This window comes from Alkalicoccus luteus, from assembly GCF_052061695.1.
In the GTDB taxonomy this organism is placed as follows: Bacteria; Bacillota; Bacilli; order Bacillales; family Salisediminibacteriaceae; genus Alkalicoccus; species Alkalicoccus luteus.
Genome location: NZ_JBPZEY010000003.1, coordinates 312444 through 330442, shown reverse-complemented (window position 1 = coordinate 330442; position 17999 = coordinate 312444). Strand labels below are relative to the sequence as shown.

The window sequence follows — 17999 nt, the reverse complement described above, 5'->3', positions numbered from 1 at the left end:
ACTTACGAGCGGTTACCTGTAAAAGGATTTATATCGTTTGTCAGATCTTTTTTAGCTCTTTTTTCCTGGCGCTTCACTTGAATCCCTAAAAATACGAAATAACTCATTAAAGGTAAAAGAATGGCTCCAGGAATCAACAATGTAAAAAACAGTTCGATCTTCATCACCCCCTGACCATATAGATACGTTTTGTAGAAAGACTGGTTTCAAATATATGGATGTTGAGCATGCTTTATAGATGGAACAATTATAACCAATCTTTTCGTACAGAGGTATGGAAGGAATGATCGATTCGCAGGATGATCTAATTGGTTCTGTCTGAATCGTTGATGTCACTAGACTATGTTTTTTATTTAATTTGTAAAATCTTTAACTTTAAAAGCTATTATGATCTTCTGAAAATAATAGTTTTCTTATGATGCCATGTCTAAGTATACGGGAGTGACTAAAGACGATGAGTGCATTGTTTAGAATAGAACTTTACGTCTCAGACATCGATCAGTCGTTAGCTTTTTATCAGCATGTCATAGGTTTAAATATGCAGGATCGAAATGATCGATGTGGAAGATTTAATACAGAGGGATTTTCGTTATTAGTAACATCGGAAGAGGTACTAAAAAAAGATCACTACTTTTACCGTTCTAATCCTACCGATGATAAAGGTAGGGGCATTGAGATCATTATAGTTGTTGAAGATGCAGAAACGGTTTTAAATCGCTGCATCGATTATGGATATGCATTAGAAACGAAAATTGTAACTTATCCTTGGAACATGCGAGGCTTTAACGTAGTAGATCCTGACGGTTATTACATCAGGGTTACTTCTCCATAAGGAATTGTCTTTATAAATCTTCATCATCGCAAATAGGTCAAGTACAAAGGTTCTCGTAAATCGAACGGACAAACTGAGTTCTGGCATGTACATTGGAAATGTATTGTATGCATGAAGCATGATTTAGCTTCTTTTTTCTTTAGTCAATCAATCGTTTGGTGCAATGACAAAACGAGAGGCGATTTCGGGTGAGGTATTTTATTGTAGCTAGTCTCATATTGCTCGGAGCTTGCGGTGAACCTGAAGTAGAGCCAGATGCAGAGGCGTTTGCATTAACTTTTGACGAATTGATGTCCGGTAATTCAGCACTGCATGCCGATATCGATTACGTAGCACTAGAAATCAAGGAAGAGTTGAATATGGATGCCGAAATGGCAGATGAATTAATTGCAAGTATCGAAGACCGTTCAGAGGAACAGGTGAGAGTAACCGCCTTCGACGAGTGAGATGAGGAACGACTGAAGGAGGATACTCACCAGCTTGCGGGAGTATTAATTCGTTTCGAAGAAGTATAAGCGGTTTCTGATTCAGAGATCATCATTCAAGCCCAAAAATATCGATCCCCGGACGGTGCCATTAGAATGGCGTTTACGCTGTCAGATGAGAATGGGTGGAAAGTGACGGATTCACGAATCGTTGATATGTCTTAAAGGAGGCTTTACATGAGGATTATTCGAGACGTCGGGACCGGTGTTGATCTGGATGCAGTGCTTGCAAAGCCGCTTGTCGCTCACCTTGCTACGAGCGCTCCAAAAGGACCGCGTGATTCACCGCTTTGGTTTTTGTGGGAGAAAGAACGACTATGGATTATTGGCACAGCTGGGGATACGTTTCCGGAGCGGGTTCGACAAACGCCGGCCTGTGCAATCGGGATCGTAGATTTTGACGCTTCCAGCGGAACGTTCATTCACATCGGCTTTCGCGGAACGGCTGACGTGAAGCCGTTTGAAAAGCAAAGAGCAGACAGGCTTTTAGCGAAGTATCTGGGGCCGGAACGAGCAGCATGGGATCCGCGCTTTCAAGCATTAGGACAGGAGAATGTACTGATCGGTTTTCAGCCGGAATCGGTCGTCGTACGCGATCAGTCGTATCAACCGCCATCGCCTATAAGGGAGTAAAGAGATGAAACACGTATATGCATTTGAATCAAGCTCAGAAAGTGAACGTTATCAGGCTCGGATCAGCCGGTTTACTCAGAAGCTTTCAGACTATCAGCGCTATTTGGAAGCTGATTTTGAACTGAAGGAACCTCCCGAAGCGTTCGTTTGGACGTCGGAGGAATTGGCTACTACTGTTTTTTCCAAACTGCCAATTCCGGCCTTTACGAACCGTCATTTGATTTACATATCTCCTGACTTAGATGGCTGGCGACAGTTGTTTCTCCGGCAGCTGGAGGATAAACATGTACCCGAAATCAGACCATACTATGAACAGATGCCTGAGGCGCAGGTGCTTACGATCGCAGGGCATGAACTGACGCACCACCTGGACTTGTTTCCAGGCGGGTTTGAGGATGCGCGTGAAGATAGTATCTGGTTTGAAGAGGGGATGTGTGATTATCTTTCGCGCAGCTTCTTCCTGTCAAACGATGAACTTCAGAAAATTACCGAGGTGGAAACAGAGCTTGTTTCTCAGTTTCAGGAGCAGTATGGCACTCACTCATTGAATACGTTTGGTCAGGAGAGCTACAGCGGTACCTTAACGAGCATTATGTTCGACTACTGGCGCAGTTTTTTAACCGGGAAGGAACTTGTAGAACGATCCGACGACGATATTCTAACCATATTTAAAGCGTATCAGCATTGGTATAACCATGAAAAAACGATTTCTTTGACCGATTATTTTGAGATTTAAGGAAGAGGATCCTGCATCATCTCGTCCTCTTTTGCAGGGTTTTTCTCATGTACTCGCTTTACACTGGTTACAGAAGGGAGGTCAGCTGATGGATTCGATCAGTCGATTAAATCAAGCGATGACGTTCGTCGAAGAGCATTTGCACGAGGAGCTTAATGAGGAACGTGTCGCTATGCTTGCAGGCACCACAGTATATCATTTTAAGCGGATGTTCTCTTTTTTGGCAGGTATGCCGTTTTCTGAGTATGTCCGCCGGCGGAGGCTCAGTATCGCAGCAAACGAGCTCTACCAGACCGATGCGAAGGTGATTGATATTGCCCTTTTGTCAGGGTATCAGTCACCGGACGCATTCACGCGGGCTTTTTTACAGATGCACGGCGTTACGCCAAGCGAATCCCGCAAAACAGGACGAATGAGAGCATGCCCGAAGCTGACTTTTCAACTGCAGCTTAAAGGAGGACATGAGATGGATTACAGACTGACAGAAAAAGAAGGGTTTTATATTAATGGGTTGAAAAAGCGCGTGTCGATTCAGTTTGAAGGCGAGAATGAGGAAATTGCAGAGATGCACAAAAAACTGACGGATTCGATGACAGAGGAATTGCTGGAGCACAGTCTGGCAGAGCCGGAAGGAATCATACAGGCTTCCGCTAACTTTTCAGAAGGCAGGATGGAAGAAGCCGGATCACTCGATCAGTATTTAGGGACAGCAGGAAGCAGGCCGCTCGAGGGCTATGCGTCATTGGAAGTAGCGGCAGGAAAATGGGCCGTTTTTACTTCAGTCGGAGCATTTCCGGAGCACTTGCAGCAGACGTGGGGAAGCATTTATGCCGAATGGCTGCCATCTTCCGGATACGAAGTGCGGGAAGGACCGGAGATACTCGTCGTCACATCAGACGACTTACAATCGGAGCAAGTGGAGTCTCACATTTGGATACCGATTCGCTGATCAAATCCAGCCACCTCTAGGTAATAGAGGTGGTTTTTTCAGTTTGAAACGGGAATGGGAAACGTACAGGAGGCGATGGGATGAAGGTGTTTTTGATCAGCGGTGTTGTCATCGCGGCGGTTGTGCTCTTAACGCTTCTGCCGAACTATTTTCAAAATCCGCTTGCTGAGTTTCGTGATCATGAGCCGGAGGCGATCGTCATCGATCAGTTTGATGAAGGCGGAAGCCAGGTGGAGCAGACAGTGAGGCTGGAAGAGTCGGCCGAGATCGAGGAGGTGGCATCTGCCTTTCGGGAGGCGGACTGGACGGAAACTGACTTTCCCGACGGAGTCCCTTTTTATGCGTATACGCTGCGCTTTTATGAGGAGGAGCTGATGTTTAACATCGATCTCTTCGACGGCTACATGGAGATCACGTCTATGGAAACAGGACAGAGCCGGGTATACGAAGCGGAGGATGAGCCGCTTCAGGTGATCGAGCAGTATACCGATGACATGGAACCGATTGGGAAGCTGGACTAAAAAATAGGAAAAAGATTCCAGTAAAAGATGTTACACTGAAAAGAACAGCGAGGCTGATGATCAATACCTGCCTATGGAAAGGGGATTGCTTATGGAACAACGAGCGGCTGGCGTTCTAGGTCCGGTCAGCACTGGAGCGTATGCAGCATTTGCCTACGCCATCCTGTTTGTCGCACTGATGCTGTTGTTTGGCGGCGCTATTACAGCAAGCGGCATCGGCATACCGGGACTGCTGCTTTATACAGCGGTGACGATCACGGAGAAAACGTTAATTCGTAAAACAGGCAGCCTGCCAGACGGCTTTACCGCCGGTGCCTTTTATCTTGCTACGATAGCGGCTTTAGCCGTGAGCATCGGAATCGCATTTTTATGACGCTGCGAGTATGTAATCAACTGCTAGGCATGAGCTGGCTCCTTCTGCTCGTGGTGGCATTGCTGACAGGTCAGCGTTCCGGCCTGTTAGGTCAGCTGCTTTTGTACACGGTGCCGCTTTTATTCCTTTTGCTTGGAGTTGCCGAGCTGCGCTCTAGAAAAAGCGTACTCGGATATCTTTATCTCGGAGCAGCCGCTGCAGGTGGTACGGCGATGGTTGTCTGATACCCGGTTTCCTGATTCGTTCAGGATCCGGGCTTTTTTCGTCGCTTAGCCGATTCAGACCGGTTTCGCAGCCCGCGGGATCACTCGCTCCAGCGTCAGCTTCGTGATGAGGAGGTTGATAAGCAGGATCGTCAGTGTAAGAATCAGCAGAAAAAACGTATCTGTAACGGGCAAGACTCGATTCACGACTTGAACCATCGCAAAGCTCAGCACAAGATAAAACGGCACGGCCAGGATCAGATAGCTGAATCGATTCATGGTTTCACCCCTTTCATGCTTGTTGACGTCGCTTCTTCGGAGTAGTCAAATAGAAGCGAATTTCTTCGTTATCAATTTGCAGGTTCGACAACGCTTAAGTTGACGATCGAAACAATTCGTCCACTCATCCAACTGTGTTTCCAAGTATAGCGAATCAGTTAGGTCTAAACAATCTGACATAACTGCCTCCATTAGCAAGCCTTTTTACCCAATAAAAAGCTTGCCTACCTTCAAAGTTGGTTTTTATTTCTATGGAAAGGGAATGGAAACATATACTTACATACAGGAGGTAACGATGAAAAACTCACTTACTTTCAGCTCTGTGATTCTCCTCTTTTTTGCTGCAGGCTGTTCGGATAACCCGGAGGAGGACATGCAGGCGCTCGGGGAGGAATATGGCATCGATCTCTCCACCGGTTCGCAGCAGCAAACCGGGATCGGTGATACGGATGAGATAGATCGTGACCAGGCGGAAATGCTGTTTCAGTACATAAGCAGCTCGTTGGAAGAAGATTCTCCTTATGAAGGCGATGTCCCGATTGAATCCGAGCTGACTGAACCGGCAGAGCCTTATAACGCAGGCGGGACGCATCTGGCGCAAAACGCTGACTACGCTGAGGAGGACGATGAATTTGCTGCGTTCAGTCGTAACGTTTCGTTTGATTACCAGCTGCAGGAAGATACTGAAACGATCACCCCGGACACGATCTATATTGAAGACATGGAAGCGGAACTGTCAGGAACGTTGCCTGGCGCCTCCTGGGACGATCACTTTGTGAGCGCAGACTTCGATGCAGACACCGGAGAATTCATCTTTTTTACCGAAGGAGTTTGGAATATTCATTTTGAGTACGAAGGAGAAGAAATGTATGCGGCAATCCCGGATACCTGGTTTGTTCATTTTGACCCGGATGAGATTTTAGATTCTCTGCCTGATTTACTATAAAAATGCTCCTGTTGTTCACGTTGACTAACCAATTGGTCTTTTGTACAAAAGACAGGAATTAAATAGGATAGATAACAGGTTGATCAAGATACCAATAGATTGTAGGTTTGCATCATCGGGCTCATTCTAAATTGTCTTATCGGGATCTTCACGATCGTTTGTATGTTTATAGTTAACCTCTATATATCTGGAAACAACCAATAGGCATAATCAAAGAGCCCGTGCAGCGCGTCTGCCGGGCTCTTTGAATTGATTTACCACTCGAAGAAAAACTTCAGTGACATCGTAAGAACGGAGTAGAGGATGACGGCAAGGGCAAAGGTCGGAAAGTGTATTTGCTTTTCTCCCGGGAGTTCATGCTTAAAGACCGTAAAGATCATTGCCCCGGCTACGAAAGCAAAGATAATGGACTTTACGAGAGGGCGGAAATCGGTGGTGAGCGCCAATATCCAGCCGACAACGATGCCAATAGCAAGGACATATCTGCCGTACTTATTGTACTCTTCCGGAAACTCGCGCCACATGTCCTGCGCGACGGCGATAAAATGCAGCCCGATCGCGAAGCAGTAAAAAATCGCCTGAATGCCGGAGACTTCAAAGGAAAGTACCGTATAGGAGACAAGTGCATTATATAACGCGTAAAACGTGATCGCCGACCAGAACGAGGACGTATGCGAGACGTAATTTTTTTGCCTGATCATGATCTGAATGCCGAGAAACACGACGACGCCGATCAGTCCGATAAAGTAAATCTCCGACTCCATCGTCAGACGCCGGTAAGGTTCTTCGATCGCTGCCTGCTCCTGGTGAAGCGTCGGCAGCAGGTAAATAAAAATGTACGATACCGCAAGTCCGCCCGAGAACGAGAACCATTTCATCCGCTTGATTCGTTCGGAAGGCAGAAGCACGTTTGCGAGAAAATGAATGCCAATAAACACAATGCCGACAAAGAACGGGATTAAGGACATCGCTTCAGCCTCCATTCAAATTTGGAATAAATGGCGGGAATCGGAAAACAATATACATAAAGTATACATTTTGAACGGAAATAAAGCGAGTGAAATGGTTTTTGTCAGTTGCCAAAACCTTTACATGGAAAGGTTTGTCTGACATAATTTGTTCACAACTTTTTGTATAAAAACGTATATAAATGAATTGTGAACGGGTATGGAATATATAAGTAATTGTTTATGTTGTTGGGTAATTTACTAAAAAGGAGGAGTTATGAACAAAAAGTGGTTTTCTCTATCCGTTGATGATGTTGTCAGAGAGCTTCACACCGACCAGGATCAGGGGATCTCCGCTTCCGATGCAGATCATCTGCTAGAAGCCTATGGAAAAAACGAACTGCCTGAAAAAGAGACGGAGAGCATCTTCGTAAAATTTTTCAAGCACTTTAACGATATTCTGATCTACATTCTGCTGGCAGCAGGAGTACTCAAGTTTTTGCTTGGCTATTACATCGATACGGCGATTATCGTTCTCGTTGCGGTCATCAATGCGACCATCGGGTTTTTACAGGAAAACAAAGCCGAAAAAGCACTGGAAGGGATTAAAAACATGCTGTCGCTGGACGCTGTCGTGATTCGGGATGGCAGACGTCAGGAAATCAGCGCCGCAGATCTCGTTCCAGGAGACATTGTTGTACTGAACGCCGGTGACAAAGTACCAGCAGACATCCGCATTCTCTCTTCTGCCAATTTAGGTGCGGAAGAAGCTGCACTTACCGGTGAGTCAGTGTCGGCACGAAAGCAGACCGATGCGCTGCCGGAAGACACCGTGCTCGGCGACCAGACGAACATGCTTTTTTCGAGCACGTCGATCACGTCTGGAAGTGGAGTTGGCGTGGTCGTTGCAACTGGAGAAGATACGGAAATCGGTAAAATTAATGAGTCGATCAATGAAGTGGATGAGCTGAAAACGCCGCTCATGCGTCAGACGGATACGTTTGGCAAGACGATCACGCTGTTTATCGTCGGTGCATCGGTGTTCATTTACGCATTCGGATTCTTTTTCCGCGACTATGCGCCGGTTGATCTGCTGCTGTCGATCGTTGGTCTGGCCGTCGCTGCGATTCCGGAGGGACTCCCGGCGATCATCTCGATCATTCTAGCGCTCGGCGTGCAGAACATGGTCAAGCGCAAGGCGATTGTACGAAACTTGCCTTCTGTTGAAACGCTCGGGGCCGTATCGGTTATTTGCTCAGATAAGACCGGGACGCTTACGAAAAACGAAATGACCGTAACGGCGCTTCTGACACCGAGTGACACCTATGAGGTAACCGGCACGGGCTACGACCCGGTAGGAAGCATCATGGATGGTGACAAAGAAGTAGAGCCGGATAATACCGAGGTGTATGAGCTGCTCACAGCAATGAAAACGTGCAACGACGCCTCGCTTCATCAGGAGGAGGACGGCACGTGGGTGATGAGCGGCGAGCCAACCGAAGGCTGTCTGTTAACCGTCGCGGAAAAAGCAGCCACCGAGATCCCGAGACACAAAGCCATTTCGAAAATACCGTTTGATTCTGATTACAAGTATATGGCGGTATTGATCGAAGAGGAAGGCAAGCGCCGCATTTTTGTAAAAGGAGCACCGGACCGCCTGTTTGATATGGCAGCGTCCGACGACAGCTTTGACCGTGCTTCCTGGGAAAAGGCGATGAAGAGCCGGACCTCGCAGGGCGAGCGCGTGCTCGCGGCAGGCGTCATCGATGTGGATGCATCGACGTCGGAGATCGATCATGAGGACCTGACGTCCGGCCTGCGCCTGCTCGGGATGACAGGGATCATCGACCCGCCGCGGGAAGAAGCAGTTGCCGCTGTGGCAGAGTGCCACCGTGCCGGCATCGGGGTCAAGATGATTACCGGGGACCATCTCGATACTGCGCTTGCGATCAGTGATCAGCTCGGGATTGGGGACGGCACAAACGGCGTTGAAGGTCGCGACATCGATACCATGTCCGATGAGGAGCTTGATGAGGCCGTTTTGTCTAACGACGTTTTTGCACGCACGAGTCCGGACAACAAGCTTCGTCTCGTAAAAGCACTGCAGAAAAACGGCAACGTCTCCGCGATGACAGGGGACGGCGTCAATGATGCACCTGCTTTAAAGCGCGCGGATATCGGCGTTGCAATGGGCATCAAAGGAACAGAGGTTGCCAAAGAGTCGGCGCAGATGGTACTCGTGGACGATAATTTTGAAACGATCGTCGGCGCAGTTGAGGAAGGCCGCCGCGTGTATGCGAACTTGAAAAAGACGATCCTCTTCATTCTGCCGACAAACGGCGCCCAGGCGCTATTGATCATCATTGCGATTCTGCTTGGTACCGCCGTCATGCCGGTGACCCCGATCCAGATTCTCTGGATTAACATGGTGATTGCGATCACCGTTTCTCTCGCGCTCGCCTTTGAGCCGCTTGAGAAGGGGGCCATGGACCGGCCGCCGCGTCCGATCGATACACCGCTCTTAACGCCGTACTACGTGTTCCGGATTATCTTCGTTTCCCTGCTCATCGGCGGCACCTCATTCGCCTTTTATCTCATGATGCTGCAGGAGACGACGGATCAGGCGTTGCTCAATTCCGTTGTGCTGCATACGATCGTCATGCTGCAGATGTTCCACTTGTTCAACGTACGCAACGAGACCGGATTCGCGTTCAACCGCAATTTCTTTAAAAACAAAGTCGCGTTTCTCGTCTCCGGCGTTCTGATCCTGCTGCAGCTGCTGATTTTGTACGTGCCGTTTATGAACACTGCATTTGGCACGGTGCCGCTCAGCATCGAATTCTGGATCATCCCTGCCATACTCGGCGTCGTGATCTTTACCATCATCGAAATCGAAAAGACCATCACCCGCTCTGTCATGAAGCGGATCGAAGCAAGAAGGACAGGCTAGCATAAGGAGCCTCTGGAGCTGATCCAGAGGCTTTTTTCGTTTTGGCGGCGATGGCAGGTTCTGCTTGGGAAGGTGATCGTGAAAGTGTTCAACTTTCCCGGACAAAGCGTTAACTTTTTCATACAGCAGTTGCGTCTGAAAATAGATTCCAATCAAATGATAAAAGTAGCAGCCAAAATAAAAAGGTTGGGGGAAAGAATGATAAGTTTTTCGATATAAAGAACGCAGGATGATAACACGTATAGGTTTAAGCTTGGAAATAATAAGTTTGACGCAACGGTTAATAAGTTTCCCTTCAAGGATGAAAACATTCCCTCCTCCATTAATAACTTTCCCCATTCCAAACGCAAGAAGGAAGCTTTCGGCCCGCCGAAAGCCAAATCAATCTAAAAAGCTTCTGTCATCAAACTGCAATATTCGTAACAAATCTGTAAAATCCCATGTTTAATCCCAGTTTTGAGAAGGTATGGGATTACTAACAACCTCATAGCTTCACAGATTAAGCCAGTTCAGACGCGGCTACTAATCTTAACGAGGAGGCTAATTGTGAGACGTACGAAGCTAATGGCGGGTACGCTCGCCGCAGCGGGTGCGACGATGATGGTCGGAGGTTTTTCAGTAAGTGCAGAAGACGTGACGCATTCGGTAGCGGAAGGCGAGACGATGTACAGCATTGCGGAAGCGAACACTACTGTGACGCTGGATGAATTGCAGGACATGAACCCGGACGCTGATCCGTACAACCTGCAAATCGGCGAGCAGCTGACGATCACAGCTGCAGATGATGCTGGAAGCGGAGTGGAAACCCACGTTGTCCAGGAAGGGGAAACGTTCGATAGCATCGCATCGGAGCACGACGAGGTGACAGCGGACGACCTCGATAATTGGAACGCAGACGTGGATCGGTATGACTTGCAGCAGGGTATGCACGTTGTCGTAGAAGCACCAATTTCCGTAAATGACGCAGCTCCGGACGGGGCTTATCATCACGCCGATGAAGGTGAAAACTTTCACAGCATAGCACGGCAGTATCATGACGTAACCGCAAATGAGCTGATTGAAATGAACCACTCTGTCTATTCTGACGAAATAAGCATCGGGCAGATGATTCAGCTTGATCCTCAGCCGTTAGAATAAAAAATGCCTGCAGGAAGGTCGTCTTCCTGCAGGCTTTCTTTCGTCAACGCTATTGCGCCACGCTTTCTTCTATATAGCCGTCTGCTTGTTTAATTGTTTTCAGCACCTGCTCTTTGTATTCCTCCGGCACGCGGAACGAAATCAAATAATGCGGATAGTCACGCCTGCTGACGCTGCGGTCCTTGCGAATGTTTCGAAGCGATGTAAACACCTGCACGTTGCCCGGGGTGCCGCCAATACTTCCAGTAGCAATAAACGGGGTACGAAGCTCTGCGCCGTCCGGCAGTTCGTCGATGTACAAATCCGTGACATGATACCTCAGCAGCTTGGTTCTGAGCGACTCTGCGGCATTCTCATTCTTGAGATACACGTTCATATGCACAGACATCGGTAAAACCCCTTTCTGCAAGTTGGTATCACTATTTTTCCCGTTTTATACTTAAATGAAACGCTCAGAACCGAGCTTCGTCAACCGCCTCCCAGATTTCTTCATAGGCCTCCTCTTCTCTTCTCTCCCCGTTATCGTCCAGCAGCGGAACCTGCAGCGTGGAGTGCGAGTCGCCATCGTGCTCCAGTAAAATTAAACCCTTACCACCATGCCATTTCGGCTTTTCGGTTTCATAGGAAGCATCGACTACAAACGGGAGGGGACCAGCCTCTGCTTCAGCAAACACATACGTAAATTCGGTTTCTTCGTACATCGCCACATAGACCGGATCGGCTGCTTCCGACAGCTGATCGGCCAAAATGAGCACCGCATCATAGCCGTCCGGGCGCTCCTCTTCAAACTGCGGCAGCGAATAACGCTCTGCTGATAATGCATCGTTTTCTTCAACTGAGGCAGGTGTTTCCTCACCGATTATCGCAATGGAAAGCGGCGATCCCTCGTAGGTCTCCGCCGACTGACAGGCGCTTATAAGCAGAATGAGAATAAGATATTTAGTCATGAATCGTTTCCTCCGTAATCGTGTATGAAAGAGAAGAGTTCCGTGAGATATGCAGCGGGCTGATCCTGATGAACCAGATGGCCGGCATTTGATACGAGAACGGTTCGGCCATTCGTTAGCTGCTTTTTGTAAACATTCAGTGAGCTCGCTTCATTCAGGTTTTTGTCCCCTGCACAAATAAGAACCGGCATCGTAAGGTCCGCTGCATTTCCCGTAATAGCAAATGGATCGTAGTCATCCTGCGCCATACGCAAAATAGTACGCCAGCCTCCGCCATGAAGGCTGTCGAAATGCGAGGCAGCCGCCTCGTTTTCTAAAAGAGCTTTATAATGGGCGTTCTCCTGAGATCGCAGTTCAGACCAATTAGCTGGTTTTTCAGCGATGATTCCATGAACAGCGAGGGCAGTCACCAGGTCCGGGCTGCGTCTGGCAAAACATAAGGCGACGAGTGCGCCCAGTGAAGCGCCGATAACGATAGCAGCCCTGATGTGATGAGCTTGCAGCGTTTCTGCAACATCATCCGCGCATGCCACAACGTAAGCATGTAAACTCGCAGGCTGAGAGCGGCCATGCCCTCGTAAATCCATCGTCACAACTTGAAAATTTGATTGCAGCATGTCCCGCTGATAAACAAAGTCCGTTTCACCTGTTTCAAGTCCGGCATGAAGAAAGAGAAGGGGGGAGCCGGTTCCATTTAATGTCGTATGTAACAGCATCTTGAATTCCTTTCCTGAGCGGTGGTGACGTGCATGTTAGGTTACGGAGGGTGTTCGTCGGTATTTTTTATCACGTCCTGCAAACGTCATTCTCGCGATCGACCGCACAAGGCCATATATAATCAGCACGTTCAGTACGAGGCCGCCGATGCTGATGAACATGCCGTCGTTGCCGCTGAAAAAGTTAGTGAAAAACCAGCCGCTGCCTGGTTCAAGCTGATAGATGGTAATGAACTCAAATGGCAGCCCGAAGCTGTAGCTGCCGCGGCCGGCGCTCTCATAAGCGCTTGGAACCACATGTGGGATCATCAGGCATAGAACGAGACTCCATGCCAGCTGCGTTTGGTTTACCAATCGCATCACTGGTGTTCCCCTTTCTGCAAAAAGAATCTGTATGTCTATGTTTCCATATTTAAGGAAAAACTGCAACGATATCCATGAAAAACCGCTATGCAACGTGAAGGAACGGCAGCTGCATGATCTTTGCTACCAATCAATCCCGTATGGAGGCTCTACTAAACTGAGCAGAGCGAAAACGATAATAATAAGAGTGGCATAGCTAACGACATAGCAGCCAAGCTGACGATGAAGATAGCGATAGATAGTCTGCACGGTTTCCCTGCTGTTAAACAAACTGAGTTTGTTAACAATCTTTTTCGAACGCCTTAGCTGAACGGCATACTGAACCGTCTCCACTATTAATCGGGCCATCATATAAAAAAGGATCATATAGCCGCCGACAGCAAGCAGTTCCCATGGCGGGCTTGGATCATAAGGTTGATCGCCAACATGCTCCAACGTAATCACTAATGGCATAAAGCCAACAGCAAAAACATACAGAAAGAAGAAAAGATAGTGGGACAGAAAGCGTAAAGGCCACATTCGCCAGCCCGGTGACAACTCCAGATTGATCACACCGAGCATTTTTGCGACCCTGGCATAATCAATCGTCTTCTGACTGATCCGGACAGCATCAGCAAGATAGTGCGACCACGTTGCGCCTGTTGTGGTTCCGGCAGGCCTGAAATGAAAAAAGACATCTCTTCGTGCAGACTCTCGTGTATACCCTGGAATCGAGCCGTTATGTGTGAACGGAAGCCCCTCATCAAACAATGCACCGGCAGTCACATCCTCTAACACCTCACGAGGTTTCATTCCTTTCATGGGGAAAAAGCGGTCCCGCCGGTAACGCCGAGGACCACGCCAGCCCCAAATTAGTCCAATGCCATAGATCGCGCAAAGCATTAAAAAGATAGGTAACGGAATAAATTCCCCGAATATATGCATGTCGTCCTGCTCCTTCTGAAAAGCAATTGATTAGGATCGTGCACGTTCAGATAGCTCATGGCATTCACTGCATCCATATGAAAGTGCTTGGGATGGATGGTGTAGATTGATTCCGCACTCTATAAAAGTGAATTAATTGTATAGCATTATAATGACGAACATCAACGTGGCGATCAGTAACCATTTGAGAAACTGAGTACTGAAAAATAAGATGAATGACGTCCAAAGATAGATGAAAACAGATTTATATTCATTTGTTGTCACACCAAATGATTTGGAAAGCTTTAAGGAATAAATGTTTTGCAGAAAATAAGCAATAAACTCTTTTAACAAATATAAGGCGTAAAAAAACAATCCGAACATGACAAAGATTCCAATAAATTCTGTGAAGAATGCAAGACTTTCATCTAAGGAAAAAGAGATTAATGCGGTGAAAATAAGACCCATGACCAATAACCTGCCTCGCAGGAGGTAAGAAGCGGCGGCGACCCCGGATCTTACCATATTCACCAAAACATTCGGGTTCATTAACCGATTGGTATAGCCCAATAGTTTAAACATTTGGGCGATATTTCTTCGGGACTGTTTTTCAAGAAAACCACGTTCAACATATAAAGCAGTAATTTGATCCTTCCTTTCATTCGAGGAGGGATAAAAGATCACTTCTTCATATTGTCGATCTTTATCAACTTGATAAAAAAATTCATAATGGGCCTTCGTCTTCGTATAGTAGTCAAGAATCGAAAGAGGAGTAGTAGTTGAATGAGCCTCTTTCGGCTGATTAGATTTTTTAATTTCTGACCTGTGAAACCAGGCAGTTTTTTTTAGCAATAAATACATAGCTAAACAAAACGTGAGAATTCCAACGATTGCCGTTACATAATAGTTCATCTTCTACCGCCCTCTGTCTGTTAGAAATAATGATCTGAACGGAGTAACTGAGCAAAAAAAGACTTCGCGTTCCAGCTGCATTGCTAAAGACCCCAGATACGCTACAGCCTGCAGTTGTCGAGATACGTTCCTTTCAGCTGAATCGACCTGCGGTGCGGATTGAGCTAGCAAAGCTATATGCAGCTTTGCTAAGATGCCTTTCATTTAGTGATGTATTTTGATGGGAGCAGGAAGAAAAATAATGAGAGCTTGGATGATGGTAACCAGGTTTAACTCATGTTTTTGATTCTTTCTCGTTTCGCTTCTTGCGCGCGATCGAGGTAATGATCACTAACATAATTCCCGCAGGAACTGCAATGACGGATGCAATAATCAACGTCTCTACTGCTTCAAGCGTTGCCACAGAGCCGGAGTCGGGGAAAGTCGAATCCAATATAATGACCGCCGCGATAAGACAAATGAGACCGGCTGCCGACAGTCCAATACTGCCGTAAAGTGATTTTTTGCTGTTGGTATCCCAATGAATCATGACATAAATAACTGCCGAAACTACAAGAATCAGACCGATTACCATATCCATACCTCCCTTTGAGTCAGGAACGAGACCTGAATGAAGAAGCTGCCAAACAACTAAGAAAACCGAAATTTCAGTAAACTTATCGCGAAATGAAGGAAAGCCTTTAGAGCTGAACCGTGCATCGGCTGATTTCCTGTTCGGATTCGATGAAGATGTTCTCTTTAATGTACGTAAGACCGTATCGTTATGTTTCCATATGTAAGAACAAATAGCAACTATTTGCATAAAAAATCCGCTCCTTATCGCTAAGGAGCGGTACGTTTATCGTTTTGGTTCCGGCGGAATGGTGGTGACATATGTTTTAGCAAGCAGATCATGCAGCGCACGTTTATCCTTACGCGCAATCACCATGATGACAGATGCGATGAAGCCGATGCCGAACGTCAGTGCATACAGAATGTAGGACACCGGTTCGCGGACGATCATCGTCAGCAGCCCTACCTGAGAGCCGTCTGTGCGAACAATGCGAATGCCAAGCGCCCGTTTTCCGATTGTATATCCGGTCCAGATCACGGGTAGCAGCACGTAATAAACGATGGGTAAAATGCCTTCAAATACTTGCAAAAGCCGTTCTTCAGCCGCAAATTCACCGAAAACAATCAGCGCAAAAATAAAGATCGTTGCAGTGATGACGATCCCGTCCAAAATAACGGCCGCAAGCCGCTTCCAAAAGCCGACTGGTTCTCGAACCTCCATGGAAAATCCCCCTTTTTTTCATATCTACGATAAAAGTTCCCTTCCCGATCTTCTGCTAAACTGCAGGTGTGTTTATACGTGGAAAGGGGTCATCTGCCAGTATAACGCAAAGGCGGCGAAAAGGGCGACCGCAGCCTGGATGAACAGGAAGCCGACGCTGCTTTTTGCCCGGTCTGTCCGCCACCAGACGAGCGCGTAGATCAACGCCAGCAGGAGCGGTACGAGCGGGGCAGCCAGCATAAACGTACCAGCTGTCACATAGCCAAAGATCAACAGCTGCACAGACGCGGCCATTGTACCGGCTGCGAGCAGCAGGAATAGCACCGTAAAGAAGGCGAGAATTCGAAGGCGTTTATCCGGCACTTTACGCCGGCGGATAATCCGGTACAATCCTCGTACCGGGATCACGAGCAGGAAAAAGACCGCCACTGCACCGATGAAGCCAAGGACAGCGTAGGAAAGATAACGTTCGCCAATGAGCGGCACCCGGTCAAACACCATCATCGGGTAGACGGAGCTGATAAACTGATCATTTTCCAAAAGCGCCAGCGTCTCATCGTCGTTTACCTGCTGGAAAACGAGCGGAGAACTCGATTCCTGCATGGTGTATCTGCCTCCGGAAAAATGCAGATCATCAACGGACAGCGTGCCGTCTGAAGCAGCTTCGATCGAAATCGTCGGATTAAAGATCGAAATGATGCTGAGCGGACCTTTTTCATTGACCCGGTTCATCGTGTAGGAGCCTGAAAAATTCGCAAGATCGTCCTCTGTTGTCGGCGTTTCAGCGAGAGTGTGGGGCTCAGTTTCCACTCCCATCGCTTCAGCGAGCCCGCTTAAATAATCAGCAATTACCCGCTGCGATTCGATCCCGGTCACGCCGTTTGTGGAGACAAAAATACCAAGATCAAGCTCTGGAACGAGCATCATCGTCGACATGAACGCGTCAATCGAGCCGTCATGGCGAACCGCATCCAGGCCGCCAAACTGCGATCCATAATGACCGAAATGCATCCCGGGCACGTCCTCGTGCATGTGAAACTGCGGCTCATGCATGAGCGAAAAGCTTTCTGAACTGGCAAGCTCCTCGTTTTGTTCCAGATGCGCGAGCATGTAAAGCGCCATGTCGTTCGCAGATGTTGTGATCGAGCCAGCCGGAACCATGTGAATATAAGAATACGGATAAGGCTGATTACCAATGTAGCTCGCGGCTACGTCAGCCGGGTTTTCATGCTGCTCAAAGGAGGAATCATTCATGCCGAGAGGTTCAAAAATTCGTGCTTCCACATAGTCTGGAAACGGGACACCGGAAGCATCCTCCACCAGCTGACCGGCAATCGCGAGTCCCACGTTGCTGTACTCCACTTCGGTGCCGGGCGAGCGTTTTAAAGCAGGTGTCCGCTCCTCGATAAAGCGCACGGGATCCACCTCATCGTAGGAGGTTGCATAAAAGCCGGTCATCGTCTCATCAAAGCCAGCTGTATGGGTTAACAGGTGCGGGATCTTCACCGTCTCTGCCGGCTCGTTAGCGAGCTCAATGGAAAGCATCTCGGTGATCGAAGCTTCAAGCGACAGCGTACCAGCCTCGATCTGCTGCAGCACGGCGGCAGCGGTCATGCTTTTGCCGACAGAACCGGCGCGAAACAGCGTATCGGCATCTGCCTCTACCTGCAAAGACGCATTTGCCATCCCGTATCCATCTGCAAGCACGACCTCCCCGTCCTGAACGATGCTGACGATCGCTCCTTTAAAACTTCCTTCTTCAATTCGCTCTTCCATGTAGGTTGCGGTATAGTTTGTTGCCTCCTGCTCGATTGCCTGAACCGGAACTGCTGCAAGCAGCCAGACCGCAAGCAGGCTTAGAATCGTTCGCATCGTCATCCCCTCCACATTTTCT

Annotated in this window: 23 protein-coding genes; 11 read left to right on the top strand and 12 right to left on the bottom strand. The window is 47.9% G+C overall.

All coding sequences use genetic code 11. The annotated features are described in order from the left end of the window. Positions 1-2: 2 nt before the first annotated feature. A complete protein-coding gene (locus ACSZLD_RS06040) occupies positions 3-164 on the bottom strand; it encodes a hypothetical protein (protein ID WP_444684605.1) in 162 nt (53 codons plus the stop codon). 290 nt (positions 165-454) lie between these two features. Between ACSZLD_RS06040 and ACSZLD_RS06035 the strand changes: the two genes are divergently transcribed. The 8 genes from ACSZLD_RS06035 (at position 455) to ACSZLD_RS06000 (ending at position 4753) form a co-directional block, all read left to right on the top strand. Further along, positions 455-832 (top strand): VOC family protein, encoded by a 378-nt coding sequence (locus tag ACSZLD_RS06035; RefSeq protein WP_444684604.1) that lies wholly within the window; start codon positions 455-457, stop codon positions 830-832. Positions 833-1020: 188 nt separating this feature from the next. Further along, on the top strand, positions 1021-1278 hold the full coding sequence (locus ACSZLD_RS06030) for a hypothetical protein (protein WP_444684603.1): 258 nt from the start codon (positions 1021-1023) through the stop codon (positions 1276-1278). A gap of 216 nt (positions 1279-1494) precedes the next feature. After that, positions 1495-1950: a pyridoxamine 5'-phosphate oxidase family protein gene (locus ACSZLD_RS06025; protein ID WP_444684602.1), complete on the top strand. Its 456-nt coding sequence runs from the start codon at positions 1495-1497 to the stop codon at positions 1948-1950. Between the two features lie 4 nt (positions 1951-1954). Beyond that, entirely contained in the window at positions 1955-2686 is a 732-nt protein-coding gene (locus ACSZLD_RS06020; RefSeq protein ID WP_444684601.1) for a hypothetical protein, read from the top strand. 88 nt (positions 2687-2774) lie between these two features. Then, entirely contained in the window at positions 2775-3635 is an 861-nt protein-coding gene (locus tag ACSZLD_RS06015) for an AraC family transcriptional regulator (RefSeq protein ID WP_444684600.1), read from the top strand. A gap of 80 nt (positions 3636-3715) precedes the next feature. After that, positions 3716-4156 (top strand): hypothetical protein, encoded by a 441-nt coding sequence (locus ACSZLD_RS06010; RefSeq protein ID WP_444684599.1) that lies wholly within the window; start codon positions 3716-3718, stop codon positions 4154-4156. A gap of 91 nt (positions 4157-4247) precedes the next feature. Next, complete coding sequence (locus tag ACSZLD_RS06005; RefSeq protein WP_444684598.1) at positions 4248-4529, top strand: hypothetical protein; 282 nt, start codon at positions 4248-4250, stop codon at positions 4527-4529. Further along, positions 4526-4753: a hypothetical protein gene (locus ACSZLD_RS06000; RefSeq protein ID WP_444684597.1), complete on the top strand. Its 228-nt coding sequence runs from the start codon at positions 4526-4528 to the stop codon at positions 4751-4753. Before ACSZLD_RS06005 ends, ACSZLD_RS06000 begins: the two co-directional genes overlap by 4 nt. 54 nt (positions 4754-4807) lie before the next feature. Here the strand turns inward: ACSZLD_RS06000 and ACSZLD_RS05995 are convergent, their stop codons facing one another. Further along, a complete protein-coding gene (locus ACSZLD_RS05995; protein ID WP_444684596.1) occupies positions 4808-5011 on the bottom strand; it encodes a hypothetical protein in 204 nt (67 codons plus the stop codon). Between the two features lie 295 nt (positions 5012-5306). Here ACSZLD_RS05995 and ACSZLD_RS05990 point away from each other — a divergent pair, with 295 nt between their 5' ends. Further along, the gene (locus tag ACSZLD_RS05990; protein WP_444684595.1) at positions 5307-5957 is read left to right on the top strand and encodes a hypothetical protein; all 651 of its coding nucleotides are present in this window, start codon (positions 5307-5309) and stop codon (positions 5955-5957) included. 254 nt (positions 5958-6211) lie between these two features. Here the strand turns inward: ACSZLD_RS05990 and ACSZLD_RS05985 are convergent, their stop codons facing one another. After that, complete coding sequence (locus tag ACSZLD_RS05985; protein ID WP_444684594.1) at positions 6212-6925, bottom strand: DUF3270 family protein; 714 nt, start codon at positions 6923-6925, stop codon at positions 6212-6214. A gap of 256 nt (positions 6926-7181) precedes the next feature. On the opposite strand from ACSZLD_RS05985, the gene ACSZLD_RS05980 reads away from it, so the two are divergent. Both ACSZLD_RS05980 and ACSZLD_RS05975 read left to right on the top strand, forming a co-directional pair. Beyond that, positions 7182-9854 (top strand): HAD-IC family P-type ATPase, encoded by a 2673-nt coding sequence (locus tag ACSZLD_RS05980; RefSeq protein ID WP_444684593.1) that lies wholly within the window; start codon positions 7182-7184, stop codon positions 9852-9854. 546 nt (positions 9855-10400) lie between these two features. Next, the gene (locus tag ACSZLD_RS05975; protein ID WP_444684592.1) at positions 10401-10991 is read left to right on the top strand and encodes a LysM peptidoglycan-binding domain-containing protein; all 591 of its coding nucleotides are present in this window, start codon (positions 10401-10403) and stop codon (positions 10989-10991) included. Between the two features lie 49 nt (positions 10992-11040). Here the strand turns inward: ACSZLD_RS05975 and ACSZLD_RS05970 are convergent, their stop codons facing one another. The 9 genes from ACSZLD_RS05970 to ACSZLD_RS05930 form a co-directional block, all read right to left on the bottom strand. After that, positions 11041-11379, bottom strand: coding sequence for a hypothetical protein (locus tag ACSZLD_RS05970; RefSeq protein ID WP_377909802.1), 339 nt, complete (start codon positions 11377-11379; stop codon positions 11041-11043). Between the two features lie 64 nt (positions 11380-11443). Further along, positions 11444-11938, bottom strand: coding sequence for a hypothetical protein (locus ACSZLD_RS05965; RefSeq protein ID WP_444684591.1), 495 nt, complete (start codon positions 11936-11938; stop codon positions 11444-11446). After that, the gene (locus ACSZLD_RS05960; protein WP_444684590.1) at positions 11935-12654 is read right to left on the bottom strand and encodes an alpha/beta fold hydrolase; all 720 of its coding nucleotides are present in this window, start codon (positions 12652-12654) and stop codon (positions 11935-11937) included. The genes ACSZLD_RS05965 and ACSZLD_RS05960 overlap by 4 nt, the downstream gene beginning before the upstream one ends. Before the next feature lie 36 nt (positions 12655-12690). Beyond that, positions 12691-13014 (bottom strand): hypothetical protein, encoded by a 324-nt coding sequence (locus ACSZLD_RS05955; protein WP_444684589.1) that lies wholly within the window; start codon positions 13012-13014, stop codon positions 12691-12693. A 126-nt stretch (positions 13015-13140) separates the two neighbouring features. After that, the gene (locus ACSZLD_RS05950) at positions 13141-13941 is read right to left on the bottom strand and encodes a hypothetical protein (RefSeq protein WP_377909798.1); all 801 of its coding nucleotides are present in this window, start codon (positions 13939-13941) and stop codon (positions 13141-13143) included. Positions 13942-14073: 132 nt separating this feature from the next. Further along, the gene (locus ACSZLD_RS05945) at positions 14074-14832 is read right to left on the bottom strand and encodes a hypothetical protein (RefSeq protein WP_444684588.1); all 759 of its coding nucleotides are present in this window, start codon (positions 14830-14832) and stop codon (positions 14074-14076) included. A 274-nt stretch (positions 14833-15106) separates the two neighbouring features. Continuing rightward, positions 15107-15406 (bottom strand): hypothetical protein, encoded by a 300-nt coding sequence (locus ACSZLD_RS05940; protein ID WP_444684587.1) that lies wholly within the window; start codon positions 15404-15406, stop codon positions 15107-15109. Positions 15407-15670: 264 nt separating this feature from the next. Continuing rightward, on the bottom strand, positions 15671-16105 hold the full coding sequence (locus ACSZLD_RS05935) for an RDD family protein (protein WP_444684586.1): 435 nt from the start codon (positions 16103-16105) through the stop codon (positions 15671-15673). 72 nt (positions 16106-16177) lie between these two features. After that, a complete protein-coding gene (locus tag ACSZLD_RS05930; RefSeq protein ID WP_444684585.1) occupies positions 16178-17977 on the bottom strand; it encodes a serine hydrolase domain-containing protein in 1800 nt (599 codons plus the stop codon). Between the last annotated feature and the right edge of the window lie 22 nt (positions 17978-17999).

Excerpts from the sequence above, each read along its gene's own strand:
- ACSZLD_RS05980 (WP_444684593.1), top strand. The coding sequence starts at position 7,182 with ATGAACAAAAAGTGGTTTTCTCTATCCGTTGATGATGTTGTCAGAGAG.
- ACSZLD_RS05955 (WP_444684589.1), bottom strand. The coding sequence starts at position 13,014 with ATGCGATTGGTAAACCAAACGCAGCTGGCATGGAGTCTCGTTCTATGC.
- ACSZLD_RS05935 (WP_444684586.1), bottom strand. The coding sequence starts at position 16,105 with ATGGAGGTTCGAGAACCAGTCGGCTTTTGGAAGCGGCTTGCGGCCGTT.
- ACSZLD_RS06040 (WP_444684605.1), bottom strand. The coding sequence starts at position 164 with ATGAAGATCGAACTGTTTTTTACATTGTTGATTCCTGGAGCCATTCTT.
- ACSZLD_RS06005 (WP_444684598.1), top strand. The coding sequence starts at position 4,248 with ATGGAACAACGAGCGGCTGGCGTTCTAGGTCCGGTCAGCACTGGAGCG.
- ACSZLD_RS05940 (WP_444684587.1), bottom strand. The coding sequence starts at position 15,406 with ATGGTAATCGGTCTGATTCTTGTAGTTTCGGCAGTTATTTATGTCATG.
- ACSZLD_RS05965 (WP_444684591.1), bottom strand. The coding sequence starts at position 11,938 with ATGACTAAATATCTTATTCTCATTCTGCTTATAAGCGCCTGTCAGTCG.
- ACSZLD_RS06035 (WP_444684604.1), top strand. The coding sequence starts at position 455 with ATGAGTGCATTGTTTAGAATAGAACTTTACGTCTCAGACATCGATCAG.
- ACSZLD_RS05945 (WP_444684588.1), bottom strand. The coding sequence starts at position 14,832 with ATGAACTATTATGTAACGGCAATCGTTGGAATTCTCACGTTTTGTTTA.
- ACSZLD_RS06025 (WP_444684602.1), top strand. The coding sequence starts at position 1,495 with ATGAGGATTATTCGAGACGTCGGGACCGGTGTTGATCTGGATGCAGTG.
- ACSZLD_RS06010 (WP_444684599.1), top strand. The coding sequence starts at position 3,716 with ATGAAGGTGTTTTTGATCAGCGGTGTTGTCATCGCGGCGGTTGTGCTC.
- ACSZLD_RS06000 (WP_444684597.1), top strand. The coding sequence starts at position 4,526 with ATGACGCTGCGAGTATGTAATCAACTGCTAGGCATGAGCTGGCTCCTT.
- ACSZLD_RS05950 (WP_377909798.1), bottom strand. The coding sequence starts at position 13,941 with ATGCATATATTCGGGGAATTTATTCCGTTACCTATCTTTTTAATGCTT.
- ACSZLD_RS05990 (WP_444684595.1), top strand. The coding sequence starts at position 5,307 with ATGAAAAACTCACTTACTTTCAGCTCTGTGATTCTCCTCTTTTTTGCT.
- ACSZLD_RS06015 (WP_444684600.1), top strand. The coding sequence starts at position 2,775 with ATGGATTCGATCAGTCGATTAAATCAAGCGATGACGTTCGTCGAAGAG.
- ACSZLD_RS05930 (WP_444684585.1), bottom strand. The coding sequence starts at position 17,977 with ATGCGAACGATTCTAAGCCTGCTTGCGGTCTGGCTGCTTGCAGCAGTT.
- ACSZLD_RS06020 (WP_444684601.1), top strand. The coding sequence starts at position 1,955 with ATGAAACACGTATATGCATTTGAATCAAGCTCAGAAAGTGAACGTTAT.
- ACSZLD_RS05970 (WP_377909802.1), bottom strand. The coding sequence starts at position 11,379 with ATGTCTGTGCATATGAACGTGTATCTCAAGAATGAGAATGCCGCAGAG.
- ACSZLD_RS05985 (WP_444684594.1), bottom strand. The coding sequence starts at position 6,925 with ATGTCCTTAATCCCGTTCTTTGTCGGCATTGTGTTTATTGGCATTCAT.
- ACSZLD_RS05960 (WP_444684590.1), bottom strand. The coding sequence starts at position 12,654 with ATGCTGTTACATACGACATTAAATGGAACCGGCTCCCCCCTTCTCTTT.
- ACSZLD_RS05995 (WP_444684596.1), bottom strand. The coding sequence starts at position 5,011 with ATGAATCGATTCAGCTATCTGATCCTGGCCGTGCCGTTTTATCTTGTG.